Below are 16,965 nucleotides of genomic sequence, written 5' to 3'. Positions count from 1 at the left end.
CCGGTGATCCGATCATATAAGGACAAACTCAGCCAATCGATTGCCGATGGATCGATCCGAAAGGGTTTCCTGCTGATCTTGTTCGCAGGACGCAGCTGATGCTGGCAGTGCTGAATGCCGCGGCCGATCTCAACGACCTTCGATCCCCGCCGGGAAATCGCTTGGAGAAATTGGCGGGAGACCGGGAAGGGCAGCATTCCGTCCGCATCAACAAGCAATGGCGCATCTGTTTCGTCTGGACGGAAAGCGGACCGGGCGATGTCGAAATCACGGACTATCATTAGAATGAATGGAGCTATGGACCATGGTTGAGAATATTCTGCCGGCGATCCATCCCGGTGAAATCCTGCGGGAGCTCTATTTCGAGCCATTGGAAATCTCGCCCTATATGCTGGCGAAGAAGCTCGGCGTTCCCCGGACCCGTATCGAGCGTATCGCGGTTGGGAAGGTGGGCATCACGACCGATACTGCGCTGCGGCTCGCCAAATTCTTCCGCACGACGCCCGAGTTCTGGATGAACCTGCAGGTGAGCTACGACATCAAGGTCCAAAAGGACGCTATGGCGACGGCGCTTGCCGCCATCCCCGAGGTCGAGGCAGCCTGACGCAGCGGCGCCACCCTTGCGCTCCGCTGCAAAGCCTTTATCTATCCCTGCGATTTTCATGACGCGGAGGATATTTCATGAAGAAGCGTATTCTTTTCACCGGTGGTTCGGGCAAGGCAGGGCGGCACACCGTGCCGTGGCTGGTCGCCAAGGGCTATGAGGTCCACAATATCGATCTCGTGCCGCTGGAAAGCCCCGGCGTCACCAATCTGATCGCCGACATCACCGATAGCGGCCAGGTCTTTAACGCGCTGTCGATGCATCGTGACTTTCCCGATCTCGAGAGCGGGAAGGGCGTCCAGCCGTTCGACGCGGTCATTCATTTTGCCGCCGTGCCGCGCATCCTCATCAAGCCTGACAACGAGACCTTCCGCATCAACACGATGGGGACCTATAATGTCATCGAAGCAGCGGTGAAGCTCGGCATCCGCAAGATCATCGTCGCCTCGAGCGAGACGACCTATGGCGTCTGCTTCGCCGAGGGACATCGCGATTTCCACCAGTTTCCGCTGGACGAAGATTACGACGTCAATCCGATGGATTCCTATGGCTTGTCGAAGGTGATCAACGAGAAGACGGCAAGGGCCTTTGCCGAACGCACCGGCGCCGACATCTATGCGCTGCGCATCGGCAATGTCATCGAGCCGCATGAATACGAGAAGTTCCCCGCCTTCTTCGCCGATCCGGAGATTCGCAAGCGCATCGCCTGGAGCTATATCGATGCTCGCGATCTCGGCCAGATCTGCCATCTCTGCATCGAGAAGGATGGTCTCGGCTACCAGGTCTTCAACGCCGCGAACGACACCGTCTCGGCCAATACGCCGTCGAAGGAACTCGCCAGACGGTTTTTCCCCAACGTTCCCTTCACCCGCGAGATCGGCGAATACGAGGGGCTTCTCTCCAACCGCAAGATCCGCGAAGTGCTGGGCTTCAAGGAAGAACACAACTGGCGCAACCACGTGAAGGTCTGACGGAAACGTCTTGAAGCGGCAGAGGATTGGGAAAAATCGAAAACGGGACTTGCCAATCCTTTGCCGCCGTCTTAAAGGGAGCGCCATGCTTTGCGGAAGCGCTTCGGCCGAATGGCCAAGGAGCTGAAACGAAAGCGTAAAGGGGTATAGCTCAGTTGGTAGAGCGGCGGTCTCCAAAACCGCAGGTCGGGGGTTCGAGCCCCTCTGCCCCTGCCATTTTCAGACTTCCTTATCTTTTCATGGACTATTTTCCGACTGGATTGTGACCGGTCGTTATCTGCATGGATTTCTCTTCCGCGACCGGCTGGCGGAGAACGATGTGCATCCAGAAACCATAAATAATCCGGCGCAGAGCCGCAGTCTTCAGCCACCCGGGCTCGATGACGTCGCGTTATCAAGCGATGCCGCTCCGATGGATCGCGCTACTGCGGCGCCGCTGCTGTCACTTGTCGTGCCGTGTTACAACGAACAGGACGTTCTCCCGCAGTTTTTCGCCCGCGTGACCGCGGAGCTCAGCCGGATCGACGGCATCGATTTCGAGATCGTCTGCGTCAATGATGGAAGCCGCGACCAGACACTTGCAGTGTTGCTTGCTGCATGCCGGGCTGATGCTCGAATTCGAGTGCTCGACCTCAGCCGCAACTTCGGCAAGGAGGCCGCACTGTCGGCGGCGATACAGGAGGCGAGGGGCGATATCATCGTGCCGATCGACGCCGACCTTCAGGATCCCCCGGAACTGATCGGCAAGATGGTGGCAAAGTGGCGGGAAGGATATGACGTTGTCCTTGCCAAGCGGGTAGACCGTTCCTCGGACACCCCGCTCAAGCGCTGGACGGCTTCGGCCTTTTATCGCCTTCACAACAAGCTCTCCGATGTGCCGGTTCCCGAAAATGCCGGCGATTTTCGTCTGATCAGCCGCGAAGTGGCCGATGCGCTTGCGATGCTCCCGGAACGCCATCGTTTCATGAAGGGGCTCTTTGCCTGGGTCGGCTTTCCGACGGCCGAGGTTGAATATATGCGCGAGCCGCGCGCTGCCGGAAAAACCAAATTCTCCTTCTGGAAGCTCTGGAACTTCGCGCTCGAGGGCGTGACGAGTTTCAGCACCTTGCCGATGCGCATATGGACGTACATCGGAGCGTTCGTCGCCGTATGCGCGATCTTGCGCGCCGTGATGCTCGTGATCCGTACGATGGTCTGGGGTGTCGACGTACCGGGCTATGCGTCGCTAGCGACGGCGATCCTGTTGCTAGGCGGTATCCAGTTGATCGGCATCGGCATTCTTGGCGAATATGTCGGGCGCATCTACTTCGAGGTCAAGCAGCGGCCGATCTTCATCGTCAAGGGCCGCTACGGGAGCCGTGTTTGAGCGACCAAGGCGCAGTGATATCGCAATCAGCGCAGGCCGGTCTTGGCGTCGCCGGTATTCCTGAGGGCGGAAGGCGAGACGTGGCGCTGCGCTTCTTCTGGATCGGCGTGGTTGCGATAGTCTTCTTCGCTGCCGCTCTGCGGACCCCGGGACTAGCCTCCCGCTCCTTGTGGCTGGACGAGGCGTATAGCGCCTGGTTCTCGGCGTTGCCGCTTGGTGAGCTCTGGCACTCCGTGCCGCAATACGAGACGCACGCGCCGCTCTATTATACGCTGCTGAAGGGCTGGCGTTGGCTGTTCGGAGCGAGTGAAGCCGGCTTGCGCGGCCTATCCCTCGCGGCAAGCGTTGCGACAGTTTTGTTAGTCTCGCTCTCGGGGCGGCTATTAAAGCTTGGCCGGGAGGGGGAGGCGGTTTCTCTCCTTGCCGGCCTGCTTCTGGCGATGAACGCCGGAAATATAAAATACGCGCAGGAAGCCCGGCCCTACGCGCTGGAGACGCTGGCCGTCACCATCGCGATCATCGCCGCCGCTCGCTTGGTCACGCTGGTCTACCGTCAGCCGGGGATTGGTCTGCGCTCCGTGGCATCCGCAGCCGTGGTTCTCACGCTATCAGGCGGGTTGCTGCTCTGGTGTCACAATACGGCGCTGTTTGTTGCTTTCGGTATCTGGTGCGCACTTGGCGTCGCCGCGTTGATGTTGCCGGCCGCTGATTGCAGGCGGTTGCTGGCTGTTGCGGTGATTTCGGGCTTTGGAGCGTTGGTTCTCTGGTCTCCATTCCTGCCTTGGTTCTTGAAGCAAAGTCAGGCGTTCGGCGCCATGCAGTTCTGGATCGAGCTGTCGCGCTTCGACTTGATCAGCGCCTGGATTCTGGCCGGCGGCGGCAGAACCCCCGCGGTGCTTGCCTGCCTTCTTGCTGTACCGGGCCTTTGGTTCATGTGGCGGCGTCAGCCGCAGCTTGCGGTCATGCTCGGCATCATTCTTTGCGTGCCGCTGTCGCTTGTGCTGATTATCAGCTTCGCCTTCAAGCCGATCTACATCGATCGCCTATTCGGGTGGATGGGGCCGATACTGATGGTGCTGACCGCCTGTGGCATTGTTGGCATATCGAGAAGTGTGCCGGTGCGAAGTGCTGCGCTTGCTGTGCTTCTGTTGGCAAATCTCCATGCAGTGACAATGCAATATGCCGCTCCACCAATCGAGGATCTGCGTGAACTGAGCGCCACGATCGCTGCAGACGTCCGCCCGGGTGATGCCATATTGGCCGTCCCGAATGAGCTCGGCGTGGGCTTCCGGTATTATTCGGACGCAGCCGGCGTGACCTACCTTCCGGGGAGTTTCCATATCTCGCGCCAGCCGGCGAACGACGTTACATCGGCAACCTTGGAGCCCCGGCGATCACGCAGGCCGATGTCGCCGATCTCGCAGCGCGGCTCGGCAATCCCCATCGTGTCTGGCTGGTGGCGCGCCGCGCCGATCTCTACGATCCCAACGGCCTGACAGCCGCAGCAATCGGCTCCGGACGCTCCATCGTGGTCGAACGCCGGTTTGGTCCGATCGAGCTTCGCCTTTATGGTGAGATGCCGAACTAACGTTCGGGGAGTTGTGCACGAAAGATCGTCTTCGCGCATTGCAATCCGGTGATCGGTTGTGCTAACAGGGCGCTTCGATATGGCCGAGGCCGTATCTGGCGAGGAACGGCGAGGCTGAATGGCCAGTGCGCCGCGCATCCGCTAATTTCGTTAAACTTCGGTTTCCCTCTTGTCGAATTGGGAATCGGTGTTTATGTAGGGTTCAACAGACACGCGGTGCGTGGGGCTGATATGTTCAGCTTTACGCGCCGTAATTGCGTGGGCAGTCGATGGCATCCAAATCCAATCCACTAGCGTTTCTCCGGCAGGTTCGCTCCGAGACGGCGAAGATCACTTGGCCGTCGCGCCGTGAGACGATGATCTCGACGATCATGGTTCTGGTAATGGTGGTTTTTGCCGCGCTGTTTTTCTTTGCTGCCGACCAGCTGATCAGCTGGCTTCTGAGCTTCGTGCTCAACGTCAGCAACTGATCGGGTGGAGATAAAAGATGGCGGCACGTTGGTACATCGTCCACGCGTATTCGAATTTTGAAAAGAAGGTTGCCGAGGACATCGAGAACAAGGCTCGCCAGAAGGGGCTTGAGCACCTGTTCGAAAAGATCCTTGTGCCGACCGAGAAGGTGGTTGAAGTGCGCCGCGGCCGCAAGGTCGACAGCGAGCGCAAGTTCTTCCCGGGCTACGTTATGGTTCGCGCGAACCTGACCGACGAAGCCTACCACCTGATCAAGAACACGCCGAAGGTCACGGGCTTCCTCGGTTCCGACAACAAGCCGGTTCCGATCCCGGACTCCGAAGCCGAGCGCATTCTCGGTCAGGTCCAGGAAGGTGTCGAACGTCCGAAGGCCTCGGTCAGCTTCGAGATCGGCGAGCAGGTTCGGGTTTCCGATGGTCCGTTCGCCTCGTTTAACGGCACGGTTCAGGATGTGGACGAAGAGCGTTCGCGCCTGAAGGTGGAAGTATCGATCTTCGGCCGCGCGACGCCCGTCGAGCTGGAATACGGTCAGGTCGAGAAGGTCTGATTTCAAGAATCGGAGGCTGGTCCTTGGGGCTGGCCTTCGGGCGGCGAAAGCCGCAGCGCGTGGAAGGTGAGGGGCCTTAGCCGGGTCTCAATTATCCGAACCACGCAACCGCAGCCGCCGGAGCAATCCGGCATCAAGGGCCGGGCAACCGGCCGTCAGTGAAAGGCAGAGAGATATGGCTAAGAAAGTTGCAGGCCAGCTCAAGCTTCAGGTCAAGGCAGGATCGGCTAACCCGTCCCCGCCGATCGGCCCGGCGCTTGGTCAGCGTGGCATTAACATCATGGAATTCTGCAAGTCGTTCAACGCGGCTACGCAGGAAATGGAAAAGGGTATGCCGATCCCGGTCGTCATCACCTATTACCAGGACAAGTCCTTCACCTTCATCATGAAGCAGCCGCCGGTCAGCTACTTCCTGAAGAAGGAAGCGAAGATCCAGTCCGGTTCGAAGACGCCTGGCAAGGGCGCCAACGCCGGCAAGCTCACCAAGGCTCAGATCAAGTCGATCGCCGAAGCCAAGATGAAGGATCTGAACGCAGCAGATATCGAAGGTGCAATGGCGATGATTGAGGGCTCTGCCCGCGCCATGGGCCTGGAAGTGGTAGGTTAAGACCATGTCAGGCAAGCGCACCAAGAAGATCAACGAAGGTGTTGATCCCACGAAGCTCTACGCACTCGGCCTCGCCATCGGCATGGTCAAGGAGCGTGCTGTCGCCAAGTTCGACGAGACCATCGAAATCTCGATGAACCTCGGCGTTGACCCGCGCCACGCCGACCAGATGGTCCGCGGCGTCGTCAACCTGCCGAACGGCACCGGCCGCGACGTTCGCGTCGCTGTTTTCGCCCGCGGCGCCAAGGCTGACGAAGCCAAGGCTGCAGGCGCAGACATCGTCGGCGCCGAAGACCTGGTCGACATCGTCCAGGGCGGCAAGATCGATTTCGACCGCGTCATCGCGACCCCCGACATGATGCCGCTCGTCGGCCGTCTCGGTAAGGTTCTCGGCCCGCGCGGCATGATGCCGAACCCGAAGGTTGGCACGGTAACGATGGACGTCACGGGTGCCGTCAAGGCTTCCAAGGGCGGCGCCGTTGAATTCCGCGTCGAAAAGGCCGGTATCGTACACGCCGGCATCGGCAAGGCATCCTTCGATGCCAAGGCTCTGGAAGAAAACATCCGCGCCTTCGCTGACGCCGTCATCAAGGCAAAGCCGGCCGGCGCCAAGGGTAACTACGTCAAGCGCGTAGCGATCTCTTCGACCATGGGTCCGGGCGTCAAGATCGAGGTTGGCTCGGTCACGGCTCCGGCCGCCTAGTGAATTTGCCGGGCTTTTGCCCGGCAGCAAGAATTCCGGCCTCGCAAGGGGCCGGGATATTCCGGAGAAATCCGGAATCCTGTCCGAGATTGCAGGTGGTTTTCCCTTAATCACTTGGCCTGCATGAGACGGGTAAGACCCGAATTTCTGAAGTTCGCTTCATTGATCCGGTTCGAGCCTTGGATGCCTTGTGCCTTCGGCCTTTTCTGGCGCGAAGCGCGAGGGGACAGGATCCTCAAGCGTCGCTTGGGATCGCAATTGATTCCGGGAGGCAAAAGGCAACCCGGTAGGGCCTTACAGGTCCTGCCAACTGGAGATAGGCAGTGGAAAGAGCGGAAAAACGCGAATTCGTCACGGAACTGAACGAAGTCTTCAAGGCTTCGGGCTCGGTTGTCGTGGCCCACTATGCTGGTGCTACAGTCGCGCAGATGAACGACTTCCGTTCGAAGATGCGCGCAGCTGGCGGTACCGTCAAAGTCGCGAAGAACCGCCTGGCCAAGATCGCCCTTCAGGGTACGGAAGCGGAAGGGATTTCCAATCTCTTCACCGGTCAGACGCTCATTGCATACAGCAATGACCCGATCACCGCTCCGAAAGTCGTCGTGGATTTCGCCAAGACCAACGATAAGATCGTTGTTTTGGGCGGCGCCATGGGAACAACCACGCTCAACGCCGATGCAGTCAAGTCGCTTGCGACCCTGCCGTCGTTGGACGAACTGCGTGCAAAGCTGGTCGGTATGATTCAGACCCCGGCTACCCGCATCGCAGGCGTTGTTGCAGCACCGGCAAGCCAGCTTGCTCGCGTGTTCTCGGCTTACGCCAAGAAGGACGAAGCCGCATAAGGCGGTTTTTTGCTGTTTATAAAACACCGGTTCGAACCGAACAAAAGGAACTGATAACATGGCTGATCTCGTAAAGATCGTTGAAGACCTCTCTGCTCTGACCGTCCTGGAAGCTGCTGAGCTTTCCAAGATGCTCGAAGAAAAGTGGGGCGTTTCTGCTGCTGCTCCGGTAGCAGTTGCTGCTGCTGGTGGCGCTGGTGGCGCTGCAGCTCCGGCTGAAGAAGAAAAGACCGAGTTCGACGTTATCCTGGTTGACGCTGGCGCCAACAAGATCAACGTCATCAAGGAAGTCCGCGGCATCACCGGCCTCGGCCTGAAGGAAGCCAAGGACCTCGTCGAAGGCGCTCCGAAGGCTGTCAAGGAAGGCGTTTCCAAGGCTGAAGCTGCCGACATCAAGAAGAAGCTTGAAGACGCTGGCGCAAAGGCCGACGTCAAGTAATCTTGAACTGCATCTGGGAGGCGGTATGTTTACCGTCTCCCATTTGCCGTTTTCCTGAACAAATTACCCAAAAGCCGCGTGAAAACGGCTTTTGGGTAATGGGTTCTTCAAGAGGATGGTCTCGAACCGCAGCATGAAGGCAATCCGGCCTCTTGTTTCGGGAAGTGAGACGAGATTGAACCAACCCATTGGTTGACGGGGTCGACTGGCCATCGGTTCCCGTCCGTTGCAGGCCCGGATGCAATTTTTGAAGGAGCGACGATGGCTCAGACCCTTTCGTTCAACGGTCGTAGGCGCGTACGCAAGTTTTTTGGTAAAATCCCCGAAGTCGCAGAGATGCCGAACCTCATTGAGGTTCAGAAGGCGTCCTACGACCAGTTCCTGATGGTTGAAGAGCCCAAGGGCGGCCGCCCTGATGAAGGCCTTCAGGCCGTCTTCAAGTCTGTTTTCCCGATCACGGATTTCTCCGGCGCTTCGATGCTGGAATTCGTTTCCTACGAATTCGAGCCGCCGAAGTTCGACGTCGATGAATGCCGTCAGCGCGACCTGACCTACGCAGCGCCCCTCAAGGTGACGCTGCGCCTCATCGTGTTCGATATCGACGAGGATACCGGCGCGAAGTCCATCAAGGACATCAAGGAACAGTCCGTCTACATGGGCGACATGCCGCTTATGACCAACAACGGTACGTTCATCGTCAACGGCACCGAGCGCGTCATCGTTTCGCAGATGCACCGTTCGCCGGGCGTATTCTTCGATCACGACAAGGGCAAGAGCCATTCTTCCGGCAAGCTGCTCTTTGCTGCCCGCGTGATCCCGTATCGTGGTTCCTGGCTCGATATCGAATTCGACGCCAAGGACATCGTCTATGCCCGTATCGACCGCCGCCGCAAGATTCCGGTGTCGTCGCTGCTGATGGCCCTCGGCATGGACGGTGAGGAAATCCTCGACACCTTCTACACGAAGTCGCTCTACAAGCGCGACGGCGAAGGCTGGCGCATTCCCTTCAAGCCGGAAACGCTGCGTGGCGCCAAGGCGATCACCGAGATGGTCGACGCCGACACCGGCGAAGTCGTTGTCGAAGCCGGCAAGAAGCTGACCCCGCGTCTGCTCCGCCAGCTCTCCGAAAAGGGTCTGAAGGCTCTCAAGGCGTCTGACGACGACCTGTACGGCAACTTCCTGGCCGAAGACATCGTCAACTACTCGACCGGTGAGATCTATCTCGAAGCCGGCGACGAAATCGACGAGAAGACCCTGCCGGTCATCCTGTCGAACGGTTTCGACGAGATCCCGGTTCTCGGTATCGACCACATCAATGTCGGCGCCTACATCCGCAACACGCTGCACGCAGACAAGAACGAGAACCGTCAGGACGCTCTGTTCGACATCTACCGCGTCATGCGTCCGGGTGAACCGCCGACCATGGAATCGGCCGAAGCCATGTTCAACTCGCTGTTCTTCGATGCGGAGCGTTACGACCTCTCCGCCGTCGGCCGCGTGAAGATGAACATGCGTCTCGACCTCCAGGTCGACGACACCGTCCGCATCCTGCGCAAGGACGACATCCTGGCCGTGGTCAAGATGCTCGTCGAACTGCGTGACGGTAAGGGCGAAATCGACGACATCGACAACCTCGGCAACCGTCGCGTTCGCTCCGTCGGCGAACTGATGGAAAACCAGTACCGTCTCGGCCTGCTCCGTATGGAGCGCGCGATCAAGGAACGTATGTCCTCGATCGAAATCGACACGGTCATGCCGCAGGATCTGATCAACGCCAAGCCGGCAGCAGCTGCCGTCCGCGAATTCTTCGGCTCCTCGCAGCTTTCGCAGTTCATGGACCAGGTGAACCCGCTTTCGGAAATCACCCACAAGCGCCGTCTCTCGGCACTTGGCCCGGGTGGTCTGACCCGCGAGCGCGCAGGCTTCGAAGTCCGCGACGTTCATCCGACCCACTACGGCCGTATTTGCCCGATCGAAACGCCGGAAGGTCCGAACATCGGTCTCATCAACTCGCTGGCGACCTTTGCGCGCGTCAATAAGTACGGCTTCATCGAAAGCCCGTACCGCCGCATCGTCGACGGCAAGGTGACGAACGACGTTCTCTACCTGTCGGCCATGGAAGAAGCGAAATACTACGTCGCACAGGCCAACGCCGCGCTCGAGAAGGACGGTTCCTTCGTTGACGAGTTCGTCGTCTGCCGTCACGCCGGCGAAGTTATGCTTGCTCCGCGCGACAGCATGAACCTGATGGACGTCTCGCCGAAGCAGGTCGTTTCGGTCGCAGCCGCTCTCATCCCGTTCCTGGAAAACGACGACGCCAACCGCGCTCTCATGGGCTCGAACATGCAGCGTCAGGCCGTTCCGCTGCTGCGTGCTGAAGCTCCGTTCGTCGGCACCGGCATGGAGCCGGTCGTTGCCCGCGACTCCGGCGCTGCTATCGGCGCCCGCCGCGGCGGCGTTGTCGACCAGGTCGACGCGACGCGTATCGTTATCCGTGCGACGGAAGACCTCGAGGCTGGCAAGTCCGGCGTCGATATCTACCGCCTGCAGAAGTTCCAGCGTTCGAACCAGAACACCTGCGTCAACCAGCGTCCGCTGGTCACCGTCGGTGACGTTGTCAACCGCGGCGACATTCTCGCCGACGGCCCGTCGACGGACCTGGGCGATCTCGCACTCGGCCGCAACGCGCTCGTCGCGTTCATGCCGTGGAACGGTTACAACTACGAAGACTCGATCCTGCTCTCCGAGCGTATCGTTGCTGACGACGTGTTCACCTCCATCCACATCGAAGAATTCGAAGTGATGGCCCGTGACACCAAGCTTGGTCCGGAAGAAATCACCCGCGACATTCCGAACGTTTCGGAAGAAGCGCTGAAGAACCTCGACGAAGCCGGTATCGTCTACATCGGCGCCGAAGTTCAGCCAGGCGATATCCTCGTCGGCAAGATCACGCCGAAGGGCGAAAGCCCAATGACGCCGGAAGAAAAGCTTCTGCGCGCCATCTTCGGTGAAAAGGCATCCGACGTGCGCGACACGTCCATGCGCATGCCGCCCGGCACCTACGGCACGATCGTCGAAGTGCGCGTCTTCAATCGCCACGGCGTTGAGAAGGACGAGCGCGCGATGGCAATCGAGCGCGAAGAGATCGAGCGTCTTGCAAAGGACCGCGACGACGAGCAGGCGATCCTCGACCGTAACGTCTACGGCCGTCTGATCGACATGCTCCGCGGCCAGATGTCCATCGCGGGCCCGAAGGGCTTCAAGAAGGGCGCCGAGCTGTCGAACGCCGTCGTCTCCGAATATCCCCGCTCGCAGTGGTGGATGTTCGCCGTCGAAGACGAGAAGGTCCAGAGCGAACTCGAAGCTCTGCGTGGCCAGTACGACGAATCCAAGTCGCGCCTTGAACAGCGCTTCATGGACAAGGTCGAGAAGGTCCAGCGCGGCGACGAAATGCCTCCGGGCGTCATGAAGATGGTCAAGGTCTTCGTCGCTGTTAAGCGCAAGATCCAGCCAGGCGACAAGATGGCCGGCCGTCACGGCAACAAGGGTGTCGTGTCGCGTATCGTGCCGGTCGAAGACATGCCGTTCCTCGAAGACGGTACGCATGTCGACGTCGTTCTGAACCCGCTCGGCGTGCCGTCGCGCATGAACGTCGGTCAGATTCTCGAAACGCATCTCGGCTGGGCTTGCGCCGGCATGGGCCGCCAGATCGGCGACATGCTGGAAGCCTACAAGGCGAGCGGCAACATCGAGCCTCTGCGCAAGACGATCGGCGACGTTGTCGGCGAAGGTCCGAAGGCCGAGCAGGTCAAGGATTTCGACGACGAGTCGGTCCTGCGTCTTGCCGACCAGTGGAAGCGCGGCGTTTCGATCGCGACGCCGGTTTTCGACGGTGCGCACGAAGGTGACGTCAACGAGATGCTGGCTCTCGCCGGTCTGAAGGAAAGCGGTCAGTCGACCCTTTACGACGGCCGTACGGGTGAGCAGTTCGACCGTCAGGTCACGGTTGGCTACATCTACATGCTGAAGCTGAACCACCTTGTCGACGACAAGATCCACGCCCGTTCGATCGGTCCTTACTCGCTCGTTACCCAGCAGCCGCTGGGCGGCAAGGCGCAGTTCGGCGGTCAGCGCTTCGGCGAAATGGAAGTCTGGGCACTGGAAGCATACGGTGCGGCTTACACGCTGCAGGAAATGCTCACGGTCAAGTCGGACGACGTCGCCGGCCGTACCAAGGTCTACGAAGCCATCGTCCGTGGCGACGATACGTTCGAAGCGGGTATCCCCGAAAGCTTCAACGTTCTCGTCAAGGAAATGCGCTCGCTCGGTCTGTCTGTCGAACTGGAGAACTCCAAGGTCGATGAACAGCAGGCGAGCCAGCTGCCGGACGCAGCCGAGTAACCATCTGATAGGGTGTGCGCTGTAAATCAGCGCACACCGTTCCCGCTCTGGCCCCGTAACGTGTTGGCCGGGCAGGGACGATTTCGCCGCATTCTGCGGTTATTGTCGTTTTGAGCGTTGGCGCGGCTCCCGGGATTTGCCGCCGTCGATCGCAAGCTAAGGGCGCATCCGCCCATGAAGGAGACAGGCATGAACCAAGAGGTCATGAATCTTTTCAATCCGCAGGTGCCTGCACAGAATTTCGATAGCATTCGAATTTCTATCGCATCGCCGGAGAAGATCCTCTCCTGGTCCTACGGCGAGATCAAGAAGCCGGAAACCATCAACTACCGTACGTTCAAGCCGGAACGCGACGGTCTCTTCTGCGCGCGCATTTTCGGACCGATCAAGGACTACGAATGCCTGTGCGGCAAGTACAAGCGCATGAAGTACAAGGGCATCATCTGCGAAAAGTGCGGCGTCGAAGTCACGCTGTCGCGCGTTCGCCGTGAGCGCATGGGCCACATCGAGCTCGCCGCTCCCGTTGCCCACATCTGGTTCCTGAAGTCGCTTCCGTCGCGCATCTCGACCCTGCTCGACATGACGCTGAAGGATGTAGAGCGCGTTCTCTACTTCGAAAACTACATCGTCACCGAGCCGGGCCTGACCGCTCTGAAGGAGCACCAGCTCCTGACGGAAGAAGAGTACATGCTGGCCGTCGACGAATACGGCGAAGACCAGTTCACCGCCATGATCGGTGCTGAAGCCATCTACGAGATGCTGGCATCGATGAACCTCGAGAAGATCGCTGGCGATCTGCGCTCCGAGCTTGCCGACACCACGTCGGATCTCAAGCAGAAGAAGCTGATGAAGCGCCTGAAGATCGTCGAGAACTTCATGGAATCCGGCAACCGTCCGGAATGGATGATCATGAAGGTCGTCCCGGTCATCCCGCCGGACCTGCGCCCGCTCGTTCCGCTCGATGGCGGCCGTTTCGCGACGTCGGATCTGAACGATCTGTACCGCCGCGTCATCAACCGTAACAACCGTCTGAAGCGCCTGATCGAACTGCGCGCTCCGGGCATCATCATCCGCAACGAAAAGCGCATGCTGCAGGAATCTGTGGACGCGCTGTTCGACAACGGCCGCCGTGGCCGCGTCATCACCGGCGCCAACAAGCGTCCGCTGAAGTCGCTGTCCGACATGCTCAAGGGCAAGCAGGGCCGCTTCCGTCAGAACCTGCTCGGCAAGCGCGTCGACTATTCCGGCCGTTCGGTCATCGTGACCGGTCCGGAACTGAAGCTGCACCAGTGCGGTCTTCCGAAGAAGATGGCGCTCGAGCTCTTCAAGCCGTTCATCTACGCCCGCCTCGACGCCAAGGGTTATTCCTCGACCGTCAAGCAGGCCAAGAAGCTGGTTGAAAAGGAAAAGCCGGAAGTCTGGGATATCCTCGACGAGGTCATCCGCGAGCATCCGGTTCTCCTGAACCGCGCACCGACGCTGCACCGCCTGGGTATCCAGGCCTTCGAACCCACCCTGGTCGAAGGCAAGGCCATCCAGCTGCACCCGCTCGTCTGCACGGCCTTCAACGCCGACTTCGACGGTGACCAGATGGCCGTTCACGTGCCGCTGTCGCTCGAAGCCCAGCTCGAAGCCCGCGTTCTGATGATGTCGACGAACAACATCCTGCACCCGGCAAACGGTGCACCGATCATCGTTCCGTCGCAGGACATGGTTCTCGGCCTGTACTACCTCGCGATCATGAACCAGAACGAGCCGGGCGAAGGCATGGCCTTCTCCGATCTCGGCGAGCTGCATCACGCGCTTGAAAACAAGGTCGTGACGCTGCACACCAAGATCCGCGGCCGCTTCAAGTCGATCGGCGAAGACGGCAAGCCGTACTCGAAGATCTATGAAACGACTCCGGGCCGTCTGCTCATCGGCGAACTCCTGCCGAAGAACGGCAAGGTGACCTTCGACGTCTGCAACCAGGAAATGACCAAGAAGAACATCTCCAAGATGATCGACACGGTCTACCGTCACTGCGGCCAGAAGGACACGGTCATCTTCTGCGACCGCATCATGCAGCTCGGCTTCGCCCATGCCTGCCGCGCCGGCATTTCGTTCGGCAAGGACGACATGGTCATTCCGGAAACCAAGGCAAAGATCGTTGGCGACACCGAAAACCTGGTCAAGGAATACGAGCAGCAGTACAACGACGGCCTGATCACTCAGGGCGAGAAGTACAACAAGGTCGTTGACGCCTGGGGCAAGGCTACCGAAAAGGTCGCTGAAGACATGATGGCCCGCATTAAGGCTGTCGAGTTCGATCCGAACACCGGCCGCCAGAAGCCGATGAACGCCATCTACATGATGTCGCACTCGGGTGCCCGTGGTTCTCCGAACCAGATGCGCCAGCTGGGCGGCATGCGCGGCCTCATGGCCAAGCCGTCGGGCGAAATCATCGAAACGCCGATCACGTCGAACTTCAAGGAAGGTCTGACCGTCAACGAGTACTTCAACTCGACCCACGGCGCCCGTAAGGGTCTCGCAGACACCGCTCTGAAGACGGCTAACTCCGGTTACTTGACCCGCCGTCTCGTCGACGTCGCGCAGGATTGCATCGTCAACCTCGTGGATTGCGGTACCGACAAGGGCCTCACCATGACCGCCATCGTCGATGCCGGTCAGGTCGTCGCTTCGCTCGGCGCTCGTATCCTCGGCCGTACGGCTCTGGACGACATCGATCATCCGATCACCGGCGAGCGTCTTGTCGACGCTGGCAAGATGATCCTTGAGCCCGATGTCATCGAGATCGAAAAGGCTGGTATCCAGTCGATCCGCATCCGTTCGGCTCTGACCTGCGAAGTTCAGACGGGCGTCTGCTCGGTCTGCTACGGCCGCGACCTTGCTCGCGGTACGCCTGTCAACATGGGCGAAGCAGTCGGCGTCATCGCGGCTCAGTCGATCGGCGAGCCGGGCACGCAGCTCACCATGCGTACGTTCCACCTCGGTGGTACGGCAAACGTGGTCGACCAGTCGTTCCTGGAAGCCTCGTACGAAGGTACGATCCAGATCAAGAACCGCAACGTTCTGCGTAACTCGGAAGGCAACCTCGTTGCCATGGGCCGCAACATGACCGTCCAGATCCTGGACGAGCGTGGTGTGGAGCGCTCCTCGCAGCGCGTCGCCTACGGTTCGAAGCTGCATGTCGACGAAGGCGACAAGGTCAAGCGCGGTCAGCGTCTGGCAGAGTGGGACCCCTACACCCGTCCGATGATGACGGAAGTAGCCGGTACCGTTCAGTTCGAAGACCTGGTCGACGGTCTCTCCGTTCTCGAAGCGACCGACGAATCCACCGGCATCACCAAGCGTCAGGTTATCGACTGGCGTTCGACGCCGCGCGGTTCCGACCTGAAGCCGGCAATCGTCATCAAGGACGCCAGCGGCAATGTCATGAAGCTGTCGCGTGGTGGTGACGCCCGCTTCCTGCTCTCGGTCGATGCCATTCTGTCGGTCGAGCCGGGCACGAAGGTCTCCCAGGGTGACGTTCTCGCACGTTCGCCGCTGGAAAGCGCCAAGACCAAGGACATCACCGGTGGTCTGCCGCGCGTTGCCGAACTGTTCGAAGCCCGCCGTCCGAAGGATCACGCCATCATCGCTGAGATCGATGGTACGATCCGCCTCGGCCGCGACTACAAGAACAAGCGCCGCGTCATCATCGAGCCGGCGGAAGACGGTGTCGAGCCGGTCGAATACCTGATCCCGAAGGGCAAGCCCTTCCACCTTCAGGAAGGCGACTATATCGAAAAGGGTGACTACATCCTCGACGGTAACCCGGCTCCGCACGACATCCTGGCGATCAAGGGCGTCGAGGCACTCGCTTCGTACCTGGTCAACGAAATCCAGGAAGTCTACCGCTTGCAGGGCGTTGTCATCAACGACAAGCACATCGAAGTGATTGTCCGTCAGATGCTGCAGAAGGTGGAAATCACCGATGCAGGCGACTCGACCTATATCGTCGGCGACAACGTCGATCGTATCGAGCTCGAGGACGTCAACGACGGCCTGATCGAACAGGGCAAGAAGCCCGCTTACGGCGATCCGGTTCTGCTCGGTATCACCAAGGCGTCGCTGCAGACCCCGTCCTTCATCTCCGCCGCGTCCTTCCAGGAAACGACGAAGGTGCTGACGGAAGCTGCGATCGCCGGCAAGACCGACGGCCTGCAGGGTCTGAAGGAAAACGTCATCGTCGGCCGCCTCATCCCGGCTGGTACCGGCGGTACGATGACCCAGATCCGTCGCATCGCCACGTCGCGCGACGAGATGATCCTCGAAGAGCGCCGCAAGGGCAGTGGTGCAGAATCGGCCACGCCGATGCTGCAGGACATGGCTGCCGAAAACGCTCCGGCCGCCGAATAAGCGACCAGCGTCTTGGAAATCGAAA

12 protein-coding genes, 1 tRNA gene and 1 pseudogene are annotated in these 16,965 nt (G+C 59.7%); all 14 read left to right on the top strand.

Annotated elements, in window-relative coordinates:
• Nucleotides 1–3: 3 nt before the first annotated feature.
• The 14 genes and pseudogenes from F2982_RS01550 to rpoC all read left to right on the top strand — a co-directional run bounded on the left by F2982_RS01550 (nucleotide 4) and on the right by rpoC (nucleotide 16,940).
• A pseudogene (locus F2982_RS01550) lies at nucleotides 4–284 on the top strand (type II toxin-antitoxin system RelE/ParE family toxin).
• Nucleotides 285–304: 20 nt separating this feature from the next.
• Nucleotides 305–604 carry a HigA family addiction module antitoxin gene (locus tag F2982_RS01545; RefSeq protein ID WP_203429036.1) on the top strand — a complete coding sequence of 100 codons (300 nt, stop codon included), beginning with the start codon at nucleotides 305–307 and terminating at the stop codon, nucleotides 602–604.
• Nucleotides 605–681: 77 nt separating this feature from the next.
• Nucleotides 682–1,575 carry an NAD(P)-dependent oxidoreductase gene (locus F2982_RS01540; protein ID WP_203429035.1) on the top strand — a complete coding sequence of 298 codons (894 nt, stop codon included), beginning with the start codon at nucleotides 682–684 and terminating at the stop codon, nucleotides 1,573–1,575.
• 140 nt (nucleotides 1,576–1,715) lie between these two features.
• Nucleotides 1,716–1,791, top strand: a tRNA-Trp gene (locus F2982_RS01535).
• Between the two features lie 196 nt (nucleotides 1,792–1,987).
• The gene (locus F2982_RS01530) at nucleotides 1,988–2,941 is read left to right on the top strand and encodes a glycosyltransferase family 2 protein (RefSeq protein WP_203429034.1); all 954 of its coding nucleotides are present in this window, start codon (nucleotides 1,988–1,990) and stop codon (nucleotides 2,939–2,941) included.
• The gene (locus tag F2982_RS01525; RefSeq protein ID WP_203429033.1) at nucleotides 2,938–4,437 is read left to right on the top strand and encodes a hypothetical protein; all 1,500 of its coding nucleotides are present in this window, start codon (nucleotides 2,938–2,940) and stop codon (nucleotides 4,435–4,437) included. The genes F2982_RS01530 and F2982_RS01525 overlap by 4 nt, the downstream gene beginning before the upstream one ends.
• Before the next feature lie 361 nt (nucleotides 4,438–4,798).
• Nucleotides 4,799–4,999 (top strand): preprotein translocase subunit SecE, encoded by a 201-nt coding sequence (gene secE, locus F2982_RS01520; RefSeq protein WP_203429032.1) that lies wholly within the window; start codon nucleotides 4,799–4,801, stop codon nucleotides 4,997–4,999.
• Between the two features lie 17 nt (nucleotides 5,000–5,016).
• On the top strand, nucleotides 5,017–5,547 hold the full coding sequence (gene nusG / locus F2982_RS01515) for a transcription termination/antitermination protein NusG (protein WP_112716916.1): 531 nt from the start codon (nucleotides 5,017–5,019) through the stop codon (nucleotides 5,545–5,547).
• Between the two features lie 175 nt (nucleotides 5,548–5,722).
• Nucleotides 5,723–6,154, top strand: a complete 432-nt coding sequence (rplK, locus tag F2982_RS01510) for a 50S ribosomal protein L11 (RefSeq protein ID WP_112716914.1) — start codon at nucleotides 5,723–5,725, stop codon at nucleotides 6,152–6,154.
• A gap of 4 nt (nucleotides 6,155–6,158) precedes the next feature.
• The gene (rplA, locus tag F2982_RS01505) at nucleotides 6,159–6,857 is read left to right on the top strand and encodes a 50S ribosomal protein L1 (protein ID WP_112716912.1); all 699 of its coding nucleotides are present in this window, start codon (nucleotides 6,159–6,161) and stop codon (nucleotides 6,855–6,857) included.
• Between the two features lie 323 nt (nucleotides 6,858–7,180).
• Nucleotides 7,181–7,699, top strand: a complete 519-nt coding sequence (gene rplJ, locus F2982_RS01500; protein WP_112716910.1) for a 50S ribosomal protein L10 — start codon at nucleotides 7,181–7,183, stop codon at nucleotides 7,697–7,699.
• Nucleotides 7,700–7,757: 58 nt separating this feature from the next.
• On the top strand, nucleotides 7,758–8,138 hold the full coding sequence (gene rplL, locus F2982_RS01495; RefSeq protein WP_112716908.1) for a 50S ribosomal protein L7/L12: 381 nt from the start codon (nucleotides 7,758–7,760) through the stop codon (nucleotides 8,136–8,138).
• Nucleotides 8,139–8,399: 261 nt separating this feature from the next.
• Entirely contained in the window at nucleotides 8,400–12,539 is a 4,140-nt protein-coding gene (gene rpoB, locus F2982_RS01490) for a DNA-directed RNA polymerase subunit beta (RefSeq protein ID WP_203429031.1), read from the top strand.
• Between the two features lie 189 nt (nucleotides 12,540–12,728).
• Nucleotides 12,729–16,940, top strand: a complete 4,212-nt coding sequence (gene rpoC, locus F2982_RS01485) for a DNA-directed RNA polymerase subunit beta' (RefSeq protein ID WP_130282491.1) — start codon at nucleotides 12,729–12,731, stop codon at nucleotides 16,938–16,940.
• Nucleotides 16,941–16,965: the final 25 nt, after the last annotated feature.

The sequence above is a fragment of the Rhizobium sp. BG4 genome, from assembly GCF_016864575.1.
In the GTDB taxonomy this organism is placed as follows: Bacteria; Pseudomonadota; Alphaproteobacteria; order Rhizobiales; family Rhizobiaceae; genus Rhizobium.
This window is presented reverse-complemented; position numbering and strand designations above follow the sequence as displayed.